General features: G+C 33.0%; 15 protein-coding genes. 6 read left to right on the top strand and 9 right to left on the bottom strand.

Features of this window, described 5'->3' with window-relative positions; translation table 11 throughout:
- The first annotated feature begins 5 nt into the window (after window positions 1-5).
- The gene (locus JBL43_RS03565; RefSeq protein WP_198840113.1) at window positions 6-734 is read left to right on the top strand and encodes an NYN domain-containing protein; all 729 of its coding nucleotides are present in this window, start codon (window positions 6-8) and stop codon (window positions 732-734) included.
- 29 nt (window positions 735-763) lie between these two features.
- On the opposite strand, the gene JBL43_RS03560 is transcribed toward JBL43_RS03565, so the two are convergent.
- From JBL43_RS03560 to JBL43_RS03520, 9 genes are all read right to left on the bottom strand, one after another.
- Window positions 764-1,294, bottom strand: coding sequence for an Imm17 family immunity protein (locus JBL43_RS03560; protein ID WP_198840112.1), 531 nt, complete (start codon window positions 1,292-1,294; stop codon window positions 764-766).
- 107 nt (window positions 1,295-1,401) lie between these two features.
- The gene (locus tag JBL43_RS03555) at window positions 1,402-4,689 is read right to left on the bottom strand and encodes an amidohydrolase family protein (RefSeq protein WP_198840111.1); all 3,288 of its coding nucleotides are present in this window, start codon (window positions 4,687-4,689) and stop codon (window positions 1,402-1,404) included.
- A gap of 124 nt (window positions 4,690-4,813) precedes the next feature.
- Entirely contained in the window at window positions 4,814-5,611 is a 798-nt protein-coding gene (locus JBL43_RS20330; RefSeq protein WP_198840110.1) for a M23 family metallopeptidase, read from the bottom strand.
- Between the two features lie 200 nt (window positions 5,612-5,811).
- Window positions 5,812-6,297: a hypothetical protein gene (locus tag JBL43_RS03545; protein WP_198840109.1), complete on the bottom strand. Its 486-nt coding sequence runs from the start codon at window positions 6,295-6,297 to the stop codon at window positions 5,812-5,814.
- Between the two features lie 183 nt (window positions 6,298-6,480).
- Entirely contained in the window at window positions 6,481-8,289 is a 1,809-nt protein-coding gene (locus tag JBL43_RS03540; RefSeq protein ID WP_198840108.1) for an acyl-CoA dehydrogenase FadE, read from the bottom strand.
- A gap of 44 nt (window positions 8,290-8,333) precedes the next feature.
- Window positions 8,334-8,663, bottom strand: coding sequence for a four helix bundle protein (locus JBL43_RS03535; protein ID WP_233098683.1), 330 nt, complete (start codon window positions 8,661-8,663; stop codon window positions 8,334-8,336).
- A gap of 70 nt (window positions 8,664-8,733) precedes the next feature.
- Window positions 8,734-9,924 (bottom strand): acetyl-CoA C-acyltransferase, encoded by a 1,191-nt coding sequence (locus JBL43_RS03530; RefSeq protein ID WP_198840107.1) that lies wholly within the window; start codon window positions 9,922-9,924, stop codon window positions 8,734-8,736.
- 5 nt (window positions 9,925-9,929) lie between these two features.
- A complete protein-coding gene (locus JBL43_RS03525) occupies window positions 9,930-12,338 on the bottom strand; it encodes a 3-hydroxyacyl-CoA dehydrogenase/enoyl-CoA hydratase family protein (RefSeq protein ID WP_198840106.1) in 2,409 nt (802 codons plus the stop codon).
- Window positions 12,339-12,350: 12 nt separating this feature from the next.
- The gene (locus JBL43_RS03520) at window positions 12,351-12,809 is read right to left on the bottom strand and encodes a MarR family winged helix-turn-helix transcriptional regulator (RefSeq protein ID WP_198840105.1); all 459 of its coding nucleotides are present in this window, start codon (window positions 12,807-12,809) and stop codon (window positions 12,351-12,353) included.
- A gap of 110 nt (window positions 12,810-12,919) precedes the next feature.
- Between JBL43_RS03520 and JBL43_RS03515 the strand changes: the two genes are divergently transcribed.
- From JBL43_RS03515 to JBL43_RS03495, 5 genes are all read left to right on the top strand, one after another.
- Window positions 12,920-14,857 carry an LTA synthase family protein gene (locus JBL43_RS03515; protein WP_198840536.1) on the top strand — a complete coding sequence of 646 codons (1,938 nt, stop codon included), beginning with the start codon at window positions 12,920-12,922 and terminating at the stop codon, window positions 14,855-14,857.
- A gap of 92 nt (window positions 14,858-14,949) precedes the next feature.
- Window positions 14,950-15,876, top strand: a complete 927-nt coding sequence (locus JBL43_RS03510) for an ABC transporter ATP-binding protein (protein WP_198840104.1) — start codon at window positions 14,950-14,952, stop codon at window positions 15,874-15,876.
- 1 nt (window position 15,877) lies between these two features.
- A complete protein-coding gene (locus JBL43_RS03505; protein WP_198840103.1) occupies window positions 15,878-17,197 on the top strand; it encodes an ABC transporter permease in 1,320 nt (439 codons plus the stop codon).
- 16 nt (window positions 17,198-17,213) lie between these two features.
- Window positions 17,214-18,050, top strand: coding sequence for a mechanosensitive ion channel family protein (locus JBL43_RS03500; protein WP_198840102.1), 837 nt, complete (start codon window positions 17,214-17,216; stop codon window positions 18,048-18,050).
- Between the two features lie 74 nt (window positions 18,051-18,124).
- Window positions 18,125-19,288 (top strand): sigma-54-dependent transcriptional regulator, encoded by a 1,164-nt coding sequence (locus JBL43_RS03495; protein ID WP_198840101.1) that lies wholly within the window; start codon window positions 18,125-18,127, stop codon window positions 19,286-19,288.
- Window positions 19,289-19,375: the final 87 nt, after the last annotated feature.

Raw genomic sequence — 19,375 nt, 5'->3', positions numbered from 1 at the left:
CAAGTATGATTAAAGATATAAAATTAGCAGTACTTATAGACGGTGATAATATTCCGTCTAAGTACATCAAGGAGATGATGGAAGAAATTACCAAGTACGGAACTCCTACAATTAAAAGGATTTATGGAGATTGGACGAAACCGCATTTGAACAAATGGAAAAATGTCCTATTAGAAAATGCCATTAACCCGATACAACAATACGGATATACTACTGGTAAAAATGCCACAGATTCTGCCATGATTATTGATGCCATGGATATTTTATATTCTAAAAATATTGATGGTTTTTGTTTAGTATCTTCAGATAGTGATTTTACAAAATTAGCAACGCGACTTAGAGAGTCAGGTATGCAAGTAATCGGCATTGGAGAAAAGAAAACTCCAGACCCGTTTATTGTAGCCTGTGATAAATTTATTTATTTAGAAATTCTAGAAACGTTTACAGAGCAACAAGATGGTAAACCAGAAACTAAGAAACCGAGTTTAGATAAAATAACACCAAAAACGATTCGCCTGTTAAAGCAATCTGTTTCTGATGCTGCAGATGATGATGGATGGGCATTTTTAGGTGATGTAGGTTCATTAATTATTAAAAAGCAACCTAATTTTGATGCTCGTAATTTTGGTTTTGATAAGTTAACACCATTATTCAAGTCACTTACACAATTTGAAATTGAACAACGTGATCAAGGTAATAAAAGGTTTAAGTTAATTTATGTGAAGAATAAGTAATATGTTTTTGCAGTTGTAACTTTAGTGAATTAGTTTGAATTAAAAAATTGTCCAAGACAAATTATGGTAACTATTGCTGTAATAACTATCATAATTTTCCTGACGTTTTCTTCTCCAAATATTTCATGAAATCTTACCATTCTGTGATTTCCTTGAGGGTTAAGTACCCAATTCCATCTGAACAAAAACCCTAGAAAGAAAATTCCAAAACCAGCAGCCACTAGCAAATAGCTATAGTGAGGATTTAGACTTATAAAGTTATTAAATTGATTGATAACACCTTCTGAATTTTCTTTTATGTTATTAATTGTTTTATCATTATTGTCCTTGTTTTGATGATAATAAAAGGCTGAAAATGACGCTACAATACCCAAAATTGATAAAAACCCTATAAAGAGTCGGACAGTTGTTTTACCTACAATCTTAATAAAATAATCGAAGTTATATTTACCACTTCCTGCGAATAAAACCCAATCTTTCTTTCGAATGATTGCGATGAGATAGATAATTAAAAAAAATGTAATAAGTAAATATACATAATGTGGTTTAAAGCTAGTCATTCGTTTTCTAGTAATTTTTATAAAATAGCATGGAAATTATTAAACTAAATGTGATTTAATAAAAATCATTACATCGGTTGTAATAAGTTAAACGATTTTGCTGCTTTTTAATTGTGCCCCACTGCACATCCACATCCTGGTTGCATAAAACTTTGAGCTTCTTCATGCCAAGGAAAAGCTTGATTGTAATTATTGTTTTCCCAATAGAATTTAGTCCTGTTTTTTATTGTATTCCCAATTTCGTTCATGGTTTCGGTATCATATAATCTACCATTTACCATGGTGTATTTTACCGTATTTGAGTTCTGAATATCTTCTAGCGGATTTTTATCTAACACAATTAAATCGGCCAATTTACCTACTTTTAGAGAGCCAACATCATTGCCTATTCCTAAATATTCAGCTCCATTAATAGTTGCTGTTTGCAAAGCTTCATGGTTGGTCATACCACCCTGTTGTAGCATCCATAATTCCCAGTGAGCACCTAAACCTTGTAATTGTCCGTGAGCCCCTAAATTTACTTTAACACCAGCATCAGAAAGTGCTTTAGTAGTTTTTGAAGTTAAAATATGTCCATTTTCATATTCTTCCATGGGCACCATGGTTCTATGTCTCGATCTGGCATCAATAATATTTCTAGGCGTGTATTTTAACAATTTTTCATTTTCCCAAACATTGGTAGTTTGATACCAATAATACTCACCACTCATACCTGCGTAATTAACAATTAGGGTGGGTGTATAGCCCGTATTACTATTACTCCACAATGTTATGACATCTTTATACACTGGGGCAATTGGAATGTTATGTTCTATCCCTGTATGCCCATCCATAATCATGGTCATATTATGATAAAATGTAGAACCACCTTCAGGCACCACAAAAATGCCTTCTTCACGGGCTGCTTGCAAAATTTGTTGACGCTGTTCGCGTCTCGGCTGATTATAACTCTTAACAGACAACGCCCCAAAAGCTTTGGTTCTTCGAATAGAAGATCGTGCATCATCTAAGCTATTAACAACGGCTTTAAAATCGCCATCAGCACCGTATAAAATAAATCCAGTAGAGTAGAGGCGAGGTCCTACCATCTCACCGTTTTTAATCATTTCGGCTAATGTAAATACAGTTTCTGTGTTTGCCGAAGGATCATGAGAAGTTGTTACCCCGTGAGCTAAATTGGCATAGAATTGCCAATGTTTTTGAGCATTCAGACCATATCTGAATCCACCGATGTGTGCGTGAGCATCAACCATTCCGGGCATAATTGTTTTACCAGCAACATCATAAACTCTAGTATCTGAATCTATGGTTATGTCTGAAGCTTTTCCAATCGCTTTAATTTTATTTTCTTCAATTACTATTGTTCCATTTTCAATAACCTCATTGCCTTCCATGGTGATAATTCTAGCATTTGTAAATGCTGTTTTACCCATTGGTTTATCCATTTTGGCAACTAAGTTTATTTTGAGTCCCTTATCGTTTGGTGGGGCAATGCTATCTGGTGAATTTTTTAGAAATGTAAAACGATCTTTAATTTTATTGCTAAAATATTCTTCACCTAATGTAAAATGAACTGTTTTACTATCGCCTGACCAATGTAAGTTGGTGCCTGCATCTTTTGAAATTTGAGAAACAGGAACTACTTTGGTTTTATTATCTAAATCTAATGTTTGGCCAGTTACTGGCATGGGTGCCAAGTATACGTTGTGTAGGTTACTGAATGCAAGCCATTTATTATCTGGACTTGGCACTAACCTATTTGCATATTTTGAGGTGATTAGTGTTTTTTCTTGTTGTCCATTTAAATCAACACTTTTTAAGGATTTGGTTAAGTTACCAAAATACGTTCCACCTGTTTGATAGATAATATGTTGATTTGATGCCGAAAATTTTGGATATTCACCACTTACTTTTAACCATTTATTGTCAGATCCATCTTTATTTACGGTGTAAATACCTGATTTTTTTGAATACGTTCTGCCTTGCTCATTATTACCTCCTTCTTTTACATAGACAATTTTGTTGCCATCATTACTGAAAGAAGGCATTCTATATATACCTTTTTCACTAGTTATTTTAGTTGATTTACCTCCTTTGGATGATACTGTGTAAATGGCTCCGAAATTTTCATCATTCCAAGTTACATACACTATTTCTTTTCCGTTTGGAGAAAATTGAGGTTCTGCTTCAATGTCATTTCCTTTAGTTAGTCGTTTTGGTGTGCCATTTGGTAATTTTTTAGTGTAAATATGTCCAAGAGCATTAAAAGCTAAGGATTTCCCGTCAGGAGAAGTCACGGTGTTTCTAATTGCTTTTGCTGTAAAACTATCTGTAAATGCGGGATTATCAAACTCCACCGCTTTCGCAATTTTAATAGTGGCTTCAACTTCAAAAGGAATGTTGCTTACTGCTAAAGTTTCAATGTTTAATTTATTGATTTTACCACCAGACCAAAATACCAATTCGTTATTATTAGGCATCCAACTGAAGCGAGTGTACACTCCAAATACTGCCCAAGCTTCTTGTTGGTCTTTGTTTAAGTTGTCGTACACAGGAAATTCTTCTCCTGTTTCTAAATTATGGATATAGAGTACTGTTTTTGTTCTTACGCGTTTTATAAATGCTATTTTTTTTCCATCAGGTGAAATCTGAGGACGTGCAGCTCCACCTGGCCCACCAGTGATGGTTTCTATACTGCCATCTTCAAAGCTGTATCTTTTTATGACATAAATCTGACTGTTCGGATCTTTGTTATAATTAAATGCTCCACCAGGATATACATCTTCGCTGTAATATAAATACTTACTATCAGGTGATACAGTAGGCTCGTTTACATCTTGTTGATCGTTTTTTCTTTTTGTCAATTGAGTTCCAGAACCGCCGGTAATATGATACATCCACATTTCTCCTGCACCCAAAGATCTGCCAGACGTAAAATGCTTTCTAGCGATAATAAAGTCGCCATCAGGCATCCAAGTGGCATTATTTAACAATCTAAAACTTTCTTTAGTAATTTGTTTCGCATCTGAACCGTCTGCATTCATTGTCCAAATATTATCTCCACCACCTGCATCACTTGTAAAAAGGATTTTTTCACCATCGGGACTAAATTGTGGCTGTACTTCAAATGGTAACCCCTGTCTTAATAAAACGGCTTTTCCTCCTACAATAGGCATTTTGTAAATATCACCTAAAAGGTCAAATACGATGCTCTTTCCGTCAGGACTCACATCTACGTTCATCCAAGTACCTTCATCTGTATTTAATTTAACTTCTTTAAAATTCCAATCGCCTTCGGGATTTGATACATCCCATTTTTTAGACTTTTCATCTTGAGCATTGAGATTGAACGAAAGAAAAATAACAACATAAATAAGTAGGTTGATTTTAGACATTTTGAAAATTTAAGTTAGATATGCGAATATAATTATAATACTCGAAATTATGTATTCTGATTTTTTCATGAGGCAAACTAAGATAGTCGACTAAGCCATTTCAAATTTAAAGTTTAAATTAACTTTAGTTATTTGTAGCAATTCTTCCTGTTTTATATTTATTCGTTGGAATGGAGTCTAAAATATAGGGAATTGATGCTAAACCGTTAATTGTTGGTTTATAAACTACAAAATGTAGATGTGGTTCTGTAGATTGTCCCGTGTTTCCTGAATATCCAATTAGTTGCCCTTTTTTAATTGTATCACCTTTCTTAACAATAATTCCATTTTTTTTAAAATGTGCATATTGTGAAAATGTTCCATCATTATGAAAAATCAAAGTACTATTCGCTTTTGATTTATATTCTTTGCCAGAACCACCTTCATCAGAATCATTTTTTACATAAACAACTACACCTTCTCGTATTGCACAAACTTCTTGACCAATATCCATTTTAAAATCTATTGCATAACTAGATACTTGGCCATTATGCGTAAAACTAGAATTTTGTCCTTGTAACACACGAAAGCGTTTTCCTTTTAAAAAAGGAAGTCCATAATTATATAAGCTATCGTATTTTGTAAAGACTGATGAACCATAATTTATTTTTATTTTATAATTTTTGAATATTTCAGCGGTATCAATTTCAGATTTATGAAACTTTAAAACGATTAGGGTATCTGGTTTATCAAAATCTAATATTTTAGTTTCACCGTTATCCAGATTTTCAATTTTTAAAAATGAAGTAGAAGTTACTGGGTTAATTACTTCAATATAAATGGAATCATTTTCTAAGTTTATAGTTACATAATCTGGTCTTTTTTCTTCTTTTGAACAAGAAATAATCATTAAGTATAAAACTATAAATAATAGTTTTTTCATATTTTTTTATTTTGGACTAAAATAAGAAAAATAAAAAAATAGATGGGTTGCATTTAAAATAAAAACTCACGAATCTAGTAGCATCAAATATGGGTAGTAGAAAAAAAATCTCTTTTGAGAACGAAACGGAAGTTGGTGTAATGTATTGTTATATAGATATTTATAGCGTCATTTGAGCTAATTTGAAGTTTGCTGTTATCTTACAAATGCGAGGTCATTTTGCCAATATTAATTTTTTCTACGTTGGTAAAGTAAACTTCTCTAACATGTACCATATCTCCCCAAAGGTATTTATTGCCTTTAAGAGTATTGGTAGATTTCATTCTTTTTTTTAATCTACTGATTTCAATTTCAGAGGCTTCTCTTTTTATACCAAGCTTACCATATAATTTAAGTGCAGGATAGGTATTAAATTTCAAATTGTATAATGATTTTAACCAAAACCATTTATTACTATTTACGGCCAAAACACAAATGTTATTGTTGGATTTAGCGTTTTCTGGTAGTTTTGATATGTATTTTTCAAAATAAAATCCAGTTTGATCACCATTTAAAAATAAAGTTCCAACAGGAGTAACCGTGGGATTGTTTTTAGTATCTACTGAAGCTATTGACACATGTAAATTCGATTTAAAACTATTGTTAAAATGACTTCTAATTGCCTTCCAGTTGTTTGTAATATCCATAAAATTATAAATAATATGTTGTTAAAGCGAGTGGTGCTTATTTGATTTAATAACCTTTCAACATTTCTAAAGTTGACGTATTTATTTTGTGTAAATAAAAACCGTTTTCAATACCAGCATAAATATGGTAGTTAGAAAACGGTTTTATCCACTATAATAAATAATTATTTGAGTATACTACTTTTAAAAACAATACTTGTTTTCTGCTTTAACTTTCTCAGCTATTTCGATACGTAAATCAACAATATCTGGATAGTTAGCGTATTTAGTGAAACGTTTAAGTCCCATCAACATCATACGTTGTTCATCGCCTTCAGCAAAAGAAATAATACTTTCTTTTCCTTTTTCTTCAACGATATCAACTGCATGATATAAATATAATTTTGCCATAGCGATTTGTGCAGATTGCTCTTTTTCGCTAGTTCGTTTTACATTTTTCTCAGTTCTTAAAATTGCAGATTCTGCCATATAGATTTCTATTAAAATATCTGCAGCTGCTATTAATAATTGTTGATGATCTTCTAAGTTCTGTCCATATTTTTGAACAGCACCACCAGCAACCATTAAAAATGTCTTTTTAAGTTTTTTAATCATTTCCTTTTCCTCTGAAAATAATTCAGAATAATCAGGAGTATCAAAAGAAGGAATACCCATTAATTCTTCTTGAACTTTTTGAGCAGGTCCTAATAAATCTACATGACCTTTCATGGCTTTCTTCACTAACATACCAACAGAAAGCATTCTGTTAATTTCGTTAGTTCCTTCGTAAATACGAGCAATACGAGCGTCTCTCCAAGCAGACTCCATCGGAGTTTCTTCAGAGAATCCCATACCACCAAAAATTTGGATACCTTCATCAGCAGCATTTTGAACATCTTCTGATACGGCCACTTTAAGGATAGAACATTCAATTGCATATTCTTCAACACCTTTTAACTCAGCCTCTTGGTGAGAGTTGCCTGAAGCCTCGCGAAGAGTGATGCGATCCTCAATATTTTTTGCTGCTCTATAGGTTGCAGATTCACCAGCATAAGCACTAGCCGCCATCTCTGCTAATTTCGTTTTAATGGCACCGAAATCCGCAATAGGCGTTTTAAATTGTTTACGCTCATTAGCATAATTTACAGCGATACTTAAAATTCGTCTTTGAGAATCTAAACATGCTGCAGCCAATTTAATACGACCAACGTTTAAAGCGTTCATGGCAATTTTAAAACCTTCGCCACGCCCAGCCAACATGTTATCTGCAGGAACAACAGTGTCGTTAAAAAATACTTGACGTGTTGAGGAAGCTCTAATACCCAGTTTATGCTCCTCTTCACCCATGGTAATTCCATTCGGGTTGTTTTTATCAAATTCAACAATGAATCCTGTAATATTTTTATCGTCTTCAATACGAGCAAAAACAATCATCAAACTACAGAAGCCTGCATTTGAAATCCACATTTTTTGACCGTTAATTTTGTATGTTTTACCATCAGCAGAAAGTGTCGCAGTTGTTTTACCAGAGTTGGCATCAGATCCCGCTCCCGGTTCTGTTAAACAATAGGCTCCAAACCATTCTCCAGTTGCTAACTTTGGCACGTATTTTTGTTTTTGCTCTTCTGTACCGTAAAGTGTAATTGGCAAAGTTCCAATACCTGTATGAGCACCAAAAGCAGTACTAAATGAACCTGTTCCAGATGAAATATAGTCACAAGTTAATACTGTAGAAACAAATCCCATACCCATTCCTCCATAAGCTTCGGGTACAGAAACGCTTAAAAATCCCATATCTCCAGCTTTACGCATCACTTCTTCCGTTAAAGCATAATCTTTGGCTTCAAAACGAGGTTTATGAGGAATGATTTCACGATCATTAAATTCCATTACTGATTCTTTCATCATTGTTTGCTCTTCTGAAAAATCTTCAGGAGTAAAAACGTCTTCACATTTTGTTTCTTTTACTAAGAATTGACCACCACGAAGGATGTCTTTTTCAGTTGCTTCCATATTGTTTTTTAAGATTAGAGAAGATAGAAAATAGAGAATAGATTTTAATTGAGACTATTTTGAAATCCCATTGTCATCCTTTGGAATTCTTCTATTTTTTCTTCAAGTGTTTCTAAATTGTTTTTGTTTATATAATTTCTATGTTTTGCTACCAACAGTTGTGTTCCTAATTCGAATGAAGAGCCTAAAGAAATATCTAAAAAATGACTAAATGATTTATCTTTTCTAGCTGAGCCTTCAGCAATATTACTTGGCATTGAAACAGAACATCTACTAATTTGTGAACTAAGATCAAACCTTTCATGTTTAGGAAAATTTAATAATAAGTCAGAAATATCATTCGCAATCTCTAAACCAATTTTCCAAATCTTCAAATTCTTGTAATTATGTCTTTTCTTAGCACACGTAAGTCTTTTTTCTTTTCTCTCTATTCTTGTTTCTCGTTTAAGAAAGAAATTCAAAAATGCCACAAGCACCTTGACCTGTACCAACACACATAGTTACTGCACCATATTTACCTTTCATATCGCGTTTACGCATTTCATCAAAAAGTTGTACCGATAATTTAGCTCCAGTACATCCTAATGGATGACCGAGTGCAATTGCACCACCATTTACATTAATAATATCAGGATTTAAATCCAACTCTCTAATTACTGCGATTGATTGCGAAGCAAATGCTTCGTTCAATTCAATTAAGCCTAAATCCGCTTGTTTTAAACCTGCTTGTTTTAATGCTTTGGGAATTGCTTTTACGGGTCCAATACCCATAATACGTGGTTCAACGCCTGCAGCTGCATAGTTTACTAAACGTGCAATGGGTTCTAGATTTAACTCTTTAACCATATCTTCACTCATTATCATTACAAAAGCTGCACCATCACTCATTTGTGATGAGTTACCGGCAGTTACACTACCACCAGCAGCAAATACGGCTCTTAGTTTAGCTAAAGCTTCCATACTCGTTCCAGCACGAGGACCTTCATCTTTCGTTACTGTGTATGATTTTGTTGCTTTTTTTCCGTTAGCATCCACATAAGTCTGTTCCACGTCAATAGGAACAATTTGATCTTGGAAACGATTTTCAGCTTGTGCTTTTAACGCTTTCATATGCGAATTGTATGCAAAGGCATCTTGGTCTTCACGAGATACTTTAAACTGATTTGCAACAGCTTCTGCAGTATTTCCCATTCCCCAATAATAATTTTCGTGACCTGCTTTTACAGTGTCGTAGTTTAATTCTGGCTTAAAACCTGTCATGGGTACAGAACTCATACTTTCGGCTCCACCCGCAATAATACAATCTGCCATTCCAGCTTGAATTTTTGCAGTTGCAATTCCTATAGTTTCAATTCCAGAAGCACAAAAACGATTCACAGTTACACCAGGAACATCTACACTATCTAATCCAATTAATGAAATAAATCGAGCCATATTTAATCCTTGTGAACCTTCTGGCATTGCATTACCAACAATCACATCGTCAATCCGTTTTTTGTCTAAATTTGGAAGTTCTTTCATCATATGCTGAATGGTTTCTGCAGCCATTTCATCAGTTCTTTTAAAACGGAACACGCCTTTTGGTGCTTTACCAACTGCTGTTCTATACGCTTTTACTATATATGCTGTTTTCATAGTTCTTAGTTTCTTAATGGTTTACCTGTTTTTAACATGTGTTGAATACGTTCTAAAGTTTTACGCTCTGTACATAAACTTAAGAATGCTTCTCGCTCTAAATCCAATAAATATTGTTCTGTTACACGAGTTGGTTCTGATAAATCTCCACCAGCCATAACGTAAGCTAATTTATTAGCTATTTTCATATCATGTTCTGAAATATAATGACTGTCTTCCATTGCATCTGTTCCTACCAAGAACATACCTAAGGCTTGTTTACCAAGAACTAAAACGTCTTTCCTTTTTATAGGTTGTGTGTAACCCATATCAGCCATTATAATAGCGTGTTGTTTTGCTACTGCAATTTGACGGTCTTTATTAACTACAACAATATCTTTTCCTTTTTGTAATAGGTTTACATCGAAAGCTTCGTAAGCAGAAGTAGATACTTTTGCCATTGCGATAGTTAAGAAATGTTCTTGTAAAACATTTAACTGCACATCTCCTTTATGAAATAGGTCTGATGCTCTCAACGCCATCTCTTTCGAGCCACCACCGCCGGGAATAACACCAACGCCAAACTCTACAAGTCCCATATAGGTTTCTGCTGCTGCAACTACTTTATCTGCGTGTAATGACAATTCACAACCACCACCTAAAGCCATTCCATGTGGAGCGGAAATAGTTGGTATTGAAGAATAACGCATACGCATCATAGTATCTTGAAAATATTTGATAGCCATATTAAGCTCATCATATTCTTGCTCTGCAGCCATCATGAAAATCATTCCAATATTTGCCCCAACAGAGAAGTTTGCCGCTTGATTACCCACCACTAATCCAGCAAAATCTTTTTCAGCTAAGTCAATAGCTTTATTTAAACCCGCTAAAACATCACCTCCAATAGTATTCATTTTTGATTGGAATTCAACATTAAGAATTCCATCTCCTAAATCTTCAACAACAACCCCCGAGTTTTTAAACACTTCGTTTGTTTTTCTAATATTATCTAGGATAATGAAACTATCTTGACCAGGGATTTTAGTTTGTGTTTTTGTCGGAATATCATAAAAATATGAAGATCCTTCTTTTACCGTATAAAAAGATGTGTTACCAGAAGCAATCATTTCATTAACCCATGCAGCAGGGGCTAGCCCTTCTGCTTTCATCAATTCGATTCCTTTTTCTACACCAATAGCATCCCAAATTTGGAAAGGACCTTGTTCCCACCCAAAACCAGCTTTCATGGCATCATCAATTTTGTAGAGCTCATCTGAAATTTCTGGAATTCTGTTAGATACATAGGCAAATAATGCTGTAAAGCTTTTTCTGTAAAACTCACCGGCCTTATCTTTACCTTTTACTAATACTTTAAAACGGTCAACTACTTTATCAATCGTTTTCGTTAATTCTAAAGTTGCAAATTTTGCTCGTTTTGCAGAACGATATTCTAAGGTGTTTAAGTCAAGTGACAAAATTTCTTTTTGACCTTCAGCTGAAACTGTTTTTTTATAAAACCCTTGTCCTGTTTTACTTCCTAACCATTTCTTTTCCATCATTTTGTTGATGAAATCAGGTAATTTGAAAAGCTCTAAACGTTCGTCTTTAGGACAGTTTTCTCTAATTCCGTTTGCCACATGCACTAAAGTATCTAATCCAACAACATCAACAGTTCTGAAAGTTGCAGATTTAGGGCGACCAATTACAGGTCCTGATAATTTATCTACTTCTTCAATGGTTAAATCTAATTCTTTAACCGCGTGAAATAAACTTTGGATACTGAATATACCAACTCTGTTTCCAATAAAAGCAGGAGTGTCTTTTGCAACTACAGATGTTTTTCCTAGGAATTTCTCACCATATTCATTTAAAAAATCTAAAACAGAAGCATCTGTTTTGGGACCAGGAATTATTTCGAATAATTTTAAGTAACGAGCGGGATTAAAAAAGTGCGTTCCACAGAAATGTCTCTGAAAATCTTCACTACGTCCATCACTCATAAATTTAATAGGAATACCAGAAGTGTTAGAAGTAATTAATGTGCCTGGAGTTCTATATTTTTCTAAGTTTTCGAACACCATTTTTTTGATGTCTAGTCTTTCAACGACAACTTCCATAATCCAATCTACGTCAGCAACTTTAGCAATGTCGTCTTCTAAATTACCCGTAGTAATTCGACTTGCAAAAGATTGACTATAAATAGGAGAGGGTTTAGATTTTAAGGATGCCGTTAAAGCATCGTTAACCAATCTGTTTCTTACAACTTTGTCTTCTAAAGTCAACCCTTTAGCCTTTTCTTTGTCGTTTAGTTCTCTAGGAACAATGTCTAATAGTAATACATCTACGCCAATATTGGCAAAATGACATGCAATACCAGACCCCATTATACCAGACCCAATAACAGCTACTTTTTTAATATGCCTTTTGTTCATTTGTTAACTATTTTAAATCGCTTTACGCTTATTTTCATTGAAAATGTCACGTTCTGCTATTAATTGATTTATTTTTTCAGTTACTTCAAAAAAGTTGTTTAACTTTTCTTCATCTAATTCTTCTTTAACTTTTTCGTTAAAAGCGATAACTGACGCTCTAGAAACTTTCCGCATTTCCTTTCCGTAGTCAGTCAATTTTATAAGTACACTCCTGCCGTCTTCAGGATGTTTTTCTCTAAAAATGGCACCTTTGTCTTCCATTGTTTTTAAAATTCGAGACAAACTTGTAGGTTCCATTCCCATTAATGGACCCAGTGCAGTAGAAGGGGTTCCATTTTCATAATCGATATTTAACAATACAAATGCTGTAGCCATTGTACTACCGTGTTTTGCCGCCTGTTCATTGTACATTTTTGCAACTGCTTGCCAGGTTGCTCTTAAGGCATGATCGATCGTCGTTTCTTTTTGCATATTACAAATATAGCAAAAAAATACTATGCACGCATAATAAAATTGTAAAATTAAAATTATCGTAATTTATTCAATAAGTTGTACTTTTGATGTCTACACCTAATTTATGTATGTTTAGTTATTTAAGAAAGAATGAATATAAAATAATGTTTTATAGGCTATTACTAGCCTATTTTTTTTATTTCATTGCTAGGGTTTTATTCTATTTCTACAACAGTGACTTATTAGGAATTGATACCTTTTTTGATTTTTTTAGATTATCGTATTACGGTCTTGCGTTTGATACCGCAGCCATTTTATATGTAAATGCCTTGTTTATTGTGCTATCGTTATTGCCTTTTAAAGTAAACACGAAAAAATGGTATCAAAAATTATTGTTTTTTATTTATTTCACCTTTAATCTTGTCGCATATGCCATTAACTTTATAGACTTTATATATTATAGGTTTACGTTTAGTAGAACAACCAAGGCGGTTTTTGAAACGTTGGAAAATGAATCGAATAAATCAAGTATGTTTTTTCGATTTTTAGCGAATTATTGGCATGTATACCTGCTGTTTTTTATAGCTGCGGGCTTATGGATTTACCTTTATAATAAAGTGAAATTAACTAAAAAAAGGTATCAGAAAAGTAACTTGAGTTATTTTTTATCCTCAACCCTAGTATTTGTTTTTTTAGTGATCATGATGATAGGAGCCATTCGTGGTGGAGATTTTAAGAAAAGTACTCGGCCAATAAATTTAGTAGATGCGAGTAGGCATGTTACTAAATTACAACAAGCCGATTTTGTATTAAACTCTCCATTTGCTTTTATAAGAACGTTTAATACAATTAACATAAAGAAAGTGAAATATCAGGTGGATCCTAAGGCTGTTGAAAAGTATTTCAAACCTGTAAAGCAGTATAAAAACAACCCGAAAACATCACCTAACATTGTTGTGTTTATAGTAGAGAGTTATGGACGAGAATATTGGCAAGCCTTTAATAAAGATACTAAAATTCCAAATTTTAAAAGTTATACACCTTTCTTAGATTCTTTAGCGGAGCACAGTCTTATTTTTACAAATGCTTTTGCAAATGGAAGAAAATCCATTCATGGTATGTCATCAGTAATAGCGGGTATACCTTCTTTTGAACATGCGTTTACCTCTTCTCCATACGCCAATCAGAAAATAGAATCGTTAGTCTCTACATTAAAAGAACGTAATTATGATACTTCTTTTTTTCATGGGGCACCTAATGGGTCTATGGGGTTTTTAGGTTTTGGTAATATTTTAGGTTTTGACCATTATTATGGGATGACAGAATATGCAAATGATGAAGATGATGACGGCTTTTGGGGTATTTGGGATGAGGAGTTTATGCAATTCACCAAAGAGGTTTTAGATACTAAAAAGGAACCGTTTTTTGCTTCACTTTTTACACTTACTTCACACGAGCCATTTCTACCACCAGAAAAATATAAAGATAAATTTCCTAAAGGAGATATCCCCATTCATCAAGTTGTAGGGTATACCGATTATGCATTTAAAAAGTTTTTTGAAGCCGCTAAAAAAGAACCTTGGTTTAATAATACTATTTTTATTCTAACAGCTGATCATACCAATCAATCCTTTTATAAGGATGAATATTACAAAATTATCAATAGAGGAGCTGTGCCTATTTTAATCTATAAGCCAGATAGTACTTTTGTTGGTGTAGATACAAAATTAGCTCAACAAATAGATATTTATCCTACAGTGTTAGATGCTATTGGTTATGAGAAACCATTTAGAAGTTGGGGAAGAAGTTTATTAAGCGAATCTGAAATTGAACCTTATGTAATGAATTATAACGGAACGCAATATCAATTGCAACGTGGTAATTTAATCTGTACTTTTGATGGGGAAAAAGCAACTGGCTTTTTTAGTGTCAATGATAAAGGACTAGTTGATAATCTTATTGAAAAAAGAACTCCAGAAATGGACGAAATTGAAGAGGCTTGTAAAGCTTTTATGAAGGATTATTTCGATAGGATTATAGATAAACAACTTACCACTAAAAAATAGTATCTTTAAATTTAGTAATAAATATAAATTACTAAGTAACAATTGGCGGTTAACAACGTCAAATCAATATCTTTGAAAAATAAAATTAAAATATGAGTGATATCCTCGTTGCTGAAAATATAGTTAAAAATTACGGCGATTACAAGGCTTTAAACAATGTTTCTATAAATGTTGCTAAGGGAAGCATTTTTGGACTTTTGGGTCCAAATGGAGCAGGTAAAACAACATTAATTAGAATTATCAATCAGATTACGATGCCTGATGAAGGGTTGATAACTTTAGACGGTGAACCTTTAAAACAAGATCATATTAAAGATATTGGTTATCTGCCAGAAGAACGTGGATTATATAAATCTATGAAAGTAGGGGAGCAGGCTCTTTATTTGGCACAATTAAAAGGATTGTCGGAATCAGAAGCCAAGGCAAGATTAAAATATTGGTTTGATAAGTTTGAAATTGGCGATTGGTGGAATAAGAAAATTCAAGAACTATCTAAAGGGATGGCTCAAAAAATACAGTTTATAGTAACTGTACTTCATCAGCCAAAATTATTAATATTTGATGAACCTTTTAGTGGTTTTGATCCTATTAATGCGAACCTTATTAAAGATGAAATTCTAAAATTAAGAGAAGAAGGTGCAACGGTTATTTTTTCTACACATCGTATGGAATCTGTAGAAGAACTTTGCGATGACATTGCTCTGATACACAAATCAAATAAAATTTTGGAAGGCAAGTTAATTGACATAAAGCGTCAATACAAAAACAACATGTATGAGGTAGGCTTGATTACTGATAATAAAGCAGAAGTAACTCAGAACTTGAAAGAGAATTTTGAGTTGTCAAATGCTACATTTAAAACCTTAAATGACGAATTACAATTCAATATCAAAATTGACAATAAACTACCTGTGAATCAACTCATACAGCATTTGACTTCTAAAGGAGAACTTACTCATTTTGTTGAGGTAATTCCAAGTGTAAATGATATTTTTATTCAAACTGTTCAAAATAATTAATATGAATCATTTATCTCTAATTACAAAAAGAGAATATCTTAATAAAGTTAAAAATAAGTCATTTATCATCATGACTTTTTTAAGTCCCCTTATTATGGTGGGCATTTTCGCATTAATTGGTTTTTTAACACAATTGAATAATGATGGTGTTAGGACAATTTCAGTTCTAGATGAAAGTAATTTATTTGCCAATGAATTTGAAAATACGGAGCATACCAAATATGATATTTTAACAGGTTTAAGTTTAGAAGACGCCAAGCAATTAGTAAGAAAAGCTGAAAATTATGGGTTGTTATACATTCCGCCTGCTGAAAATGTAGATGCCATTGCCGATAAAATTAAATTTTATTCCGAAGAATCACCTTCCGTTGGAGTAATGAATGGTATTGAAGATAAAATTGAAGAGGAAGCTAGAGCTATAAAACTAAAAGAATCGGGTTTAGATCCTGTTCTCGTAAGTAAATTAAATATCAAAGTAAGAGCCAATTTAGAAACTTTTGATGGGGAAAAGACATCAAAGGCGGGTAGCTACATGAAATTGATATTTGGAGGGGCTGCAGGGTATTTGTTATTTATGTTTATCATTATTTATGGAAACATGATTATGCGAAGTGTGATTGAAGAAAAAACGAGTCGAATTATTGAAATTATTATTTCATCAGTTAAACCCATAAAATTATTATTAGGTAAAATATTCGGAACTACTTTGGCGGGACTAACTCAATTTACAGTTTGGATAATAATTGGTACGGCATTAATGATTGGTGTTTCTGCTTTTTTCGGAGTGGAAGCATCTCAAGGACCCATGGCACAACAACAGGCGGAAATGATGAAACAGGCATCGCAAAATGTTGAGGCTCAGGAAATGGCTGCGACTATATTTCAAGAGATTTACAATATGCCATTAGCTAACCTTATTATAATGTTTATTCTATTTTTTATAGGAGGATATTTATTATATGCTTCACTTTACGCGGCTATCGGTGCAGCAGTAGATAATGAAACAGATACACAACAATTTATGTTGCCTATTATTATGCCTCTAATGTTAGCAATTTATGTCGGTTTTTTCACCGTAATTGAAAATCCACATGGAATGGTATCACAGGTTTTTTCTTATATTCCGTTTACATCGCCAGTAGTTATGTTAATGCGTATTCCTTTTGGTGTACCAATTTGGCAACAATTATTGTCGGTTTTAATATTGTTTGGAACATTTTATATCACTGTTTTATTTGCTGCTAAAATTTATAGAGTAGGTATTTTAATGTATGGTAAAAAGCCAAGCTATAAAGAAATATATAAGTGGTTAAAGTATTAACGTTTTAATTTAAATTATGGACGATATAATTAACCTTCTAAATAGACCAATCAGATTTTCTGATTCAATAGCTATTACCTATAAGGGGTTGTTAATTGTAATAGTTGCTCTGATTGCTACATCATTTGTTTTAAAATGGATCAGGAAATTAGTTACTCGAAAACTACCGAAGCATGATCAAGTAAAATTTGTTTCGTTATTTTCTTTTGGACGCTGGTTTATTTATTTAATCATTTTAATCATCACTTTCGATAATATTGGTGTAAATGTAACGGCTCTTTTTACGGCTTCAGCGGCTTTATTAATTGGTATTGGTTTGGCATTACAAACCTTATTTCAAGATATAATTTCTGGAGTATTTATATTGGTAGATCAATCCGTACATGTGGGTGATATTATTGAATTAGACGGAAAAGTGGGTAGGGTGGAAGAAATAAAACTACGAACCACCAGAGCGGTTACTGTGGATAATAAAGTATTGGTAATCCCAAATCATTTATACTTAACGAATAGTTTATATAATTGGACTGCAAATGGTATCGAAACAAGAGAAGTTGTAGATGTTGGTGTTGCTTATGGTAGTGATGTTAAATTGGTTGAGTCTTTACTTCTAAAAGCAGTAAAAACCCATCCTGCAATATTAAGAGAACCAGAGCCCAAAGTTTTATTTCTGAATTTTGGAGATAGTTCTTTAGATTTTAGAGTTGCTTTTTCAATTAATGACAGTTTTAATGTACGTATTCCAAAAAGTGATATTAGATTTGAAATTGACAGATTGTTCAGGGAAAATAATATTACCATCCCATTTCCGCAAAGAGATGTGCATATATACAATACAGATGCTGAAAAATAAAAGATGGAACAATAATTGCACTTAAAATTATAAAATAATAAACGTTGGGCTTCCGACGAAAAATCCTAAATAAAATGCCAAAAATATTAGTTATTGAAGATGAAGCGGCTATCCGCAGAGTATTAAAAAAGATTATTTCTGAAGAAAACGCCACGTACGAAGTTGAAGAGGCTGAAGACGGTCTTGTGGGTATGGAAATGATCAAGAATAATGATTATGATTTGGTGTTATGTGATATTAAAATGCCAAAAATGGATGGGGTAGAGGTTTTGGAAAAAACACAAAAAATAAAACCTGAAATACCAATGCTAATGATTTCTGGGCACGGTGATTTAGATACCGCTGTACAAACGATGCGTTTGGGAGCATTTGATTATATTTCTAAGCCGCCAGATTTAAATAGATTATTGAATGCAGTACGGAATGCCTTAGATAAGAAGAGTTTAGTTGTAGAAAATAAAAAACTAAAGAAAAAGGTCAGTAAAAATTATGAAATGGTTGGTGATAGTGATGCTATTTCACATATTAAAGGTATTATAGAAAAAGTTGCCGTTACGGATGCTAGAGTTCTAATTACTGGTCCAAATGGAACAGGAAAAGAGTTGGTAGCACATTGGTTGCACGAAAAAAGTGAACGCTCTAAATCGCCTATGGTAGAAGTGAATTGTGCAGCAATTCCATCAGAATTAATAGAAAGTGAATTGTTTGGGCATGTAAAAGGATCATTTACTGGTGCAAATAAAGACAGAGCAGGTAAGTTTGAAGCTGCAAATGGAGGTACCATCTTCTTAGATGAAATTGGCGATATGAGCCTATCAGCTCAAGCGAAAGTGTTAAGAGCTTTACAAGAAAATAAAATTAGTAGAGTAGGTAGTGACAGAGATATAAAAGTCAACGTTCGTGTTGTGGCAGCAACTAATAAAAATTTGAAAAAAGAAATATCTGAAGGTAATTTTAGGGAAGATTTATATCATAGATTGGCTGTGATTTTAATTAAAGTACCTGCTCTAAACGACAGACGAGAAGACATTCCTTTATTGATAAATTTCTTCGCTGAAAAAATTGCAAATGAACAAGGAACCGCTAAAAAATCATTTTCTGATAAGGCCATAAAAAAACTACAAGAATACGATTGGACCGGTAATATACGCGAACTACGTAATGTGGTAGAACGCTTAATTATTTTAGGTAATACCGAAGTGTCTGAAGATGATGTAAAGTTGTTTGCAAGCAAATAGAATTATCTCATTATTGTTTTATTCAAATTGGCAATTATAAGTAAATAGTATAGTAATTTTATTACTATAAGTAAATTTTATAATCAT

The organism is Aureibaculum flavum (genome assembly GCF_016406085.1).
GTDB lineage: Bacteria > Bacteroidota > Bacteroidia > Flavobacteriales > Flavobacteriaceae > Aureibaculum > Aureibaculum flavum.
The sequence above is the reverse complement of the archived record's forward strand: the minus strand, read 5'-3'. Positions and strand labels throughout refer to the sequence as shown.

What these genes read in the sequence shown, in the direction of transcription:
- JBL43_RS03565 (WP_198840113.1), top strand. Translation starts at nt 6, where the DNA reads ATGATTAAAGATATAAAATTAGCAGTACTTATAGACGGTGATAATATT.
- JBL43_RS03560 (WP_198840112.1), bottom strand. Translation starts at nt 1,294, where the DNA reads ATGACTAGCTTTAAACCACATTATGTATATTTACTTATTACATTTTTT.
- JBL43_RS03555 (WP_198840111.1), bottom strand. Translation starts at nt 4,689, where the DNA reads ATGTCTAAAATCAACCTACTTATTTATGTTGTTATTTTTCTTTCGTTC.
- JBL43_RS20330 (WP_198840110.1), bottom strand. Translation starts at nt 5,611, where the DNA reads ATGAAAAAACTATTATTTATAGTTTTATACTTAATGATTATTTCTTGT.
- JBL43_RS03545 (WP_198840109.1), bottom strand. Translation starts at nt 6,297, where the DNA reads ATGGATATTACAAACAACTGGAAGGCAATTAGAAGTCATTTTAACAAT.
- JBL43_RS03540 (WP_198840108.1), bottom strand. Translation starts at nt 8,289, where the DNA reads ATGGAAGCAACTGAAAAAGACATCCTTCGTGGTGGTCAATTCTTAGTA.
- JBL43_RS03530 (WP_198840107.1), bottom strand. Translation starts at nt 9,924, where the DNA reads ATGAAAACAGCATATATAGTAAAAGCGTATAGAACAGCAGTTGGTAAA.
- JBL43_RS03525 (WP_198840106.1), bottom strand. Translation starts at nt 12,338, where the DNA reads ATGAACAAAAGGCATATTAAAAAAGTAGCTGTTATTGGGTCTGGTATA.
- JBL43_RS03520 (WP_198840105.1), bottom strand. Translation starts at nt 12,809, where the DNA reads ATGCAAAAAGAAACGACGATCGATCATGCCTTAAGAGCAACCTGGCAA.
- JBL43_RS03515 (WP_198840536.1), top strand. Translation starts at nt 12,920, where the DNA reads ATGTTTAGTTATTTAAGAAAGAATGAATATAAAATAATGTTTTATAGG.
- JBL43_RS03510 (WP_198840104.1), top strand. Translation starts at nt 14,950, where the DNA reads ATGAGTGATATCCTCGTTGCTGAAAATATAGTTAAAAATTACGGCGAT.
- JBL43_RS03505 (WP_198840103.1), top strand. Translation starts at nt 15,878, where the DNA reads ATGAATCATTTATCTCTAATTACAAAAAGAGAATATCTTAATAAAGTT.
- JBL43_RS03500 (WP_198840102.1), top strand. Translation starts at nt 17,214, where the DNA reads ATGGACGATATAATTAACCTTCTAAATAGACCAATCAGATTTTCTGAT.
- JBL43_RS03495 (WP_198840101.1), top strand. Translation starts at nt 18,125, where the DNA reads ATGCCAAAAATATTAGTTATTGAAGATGAAGCGGCTATCCGCAGAGTA.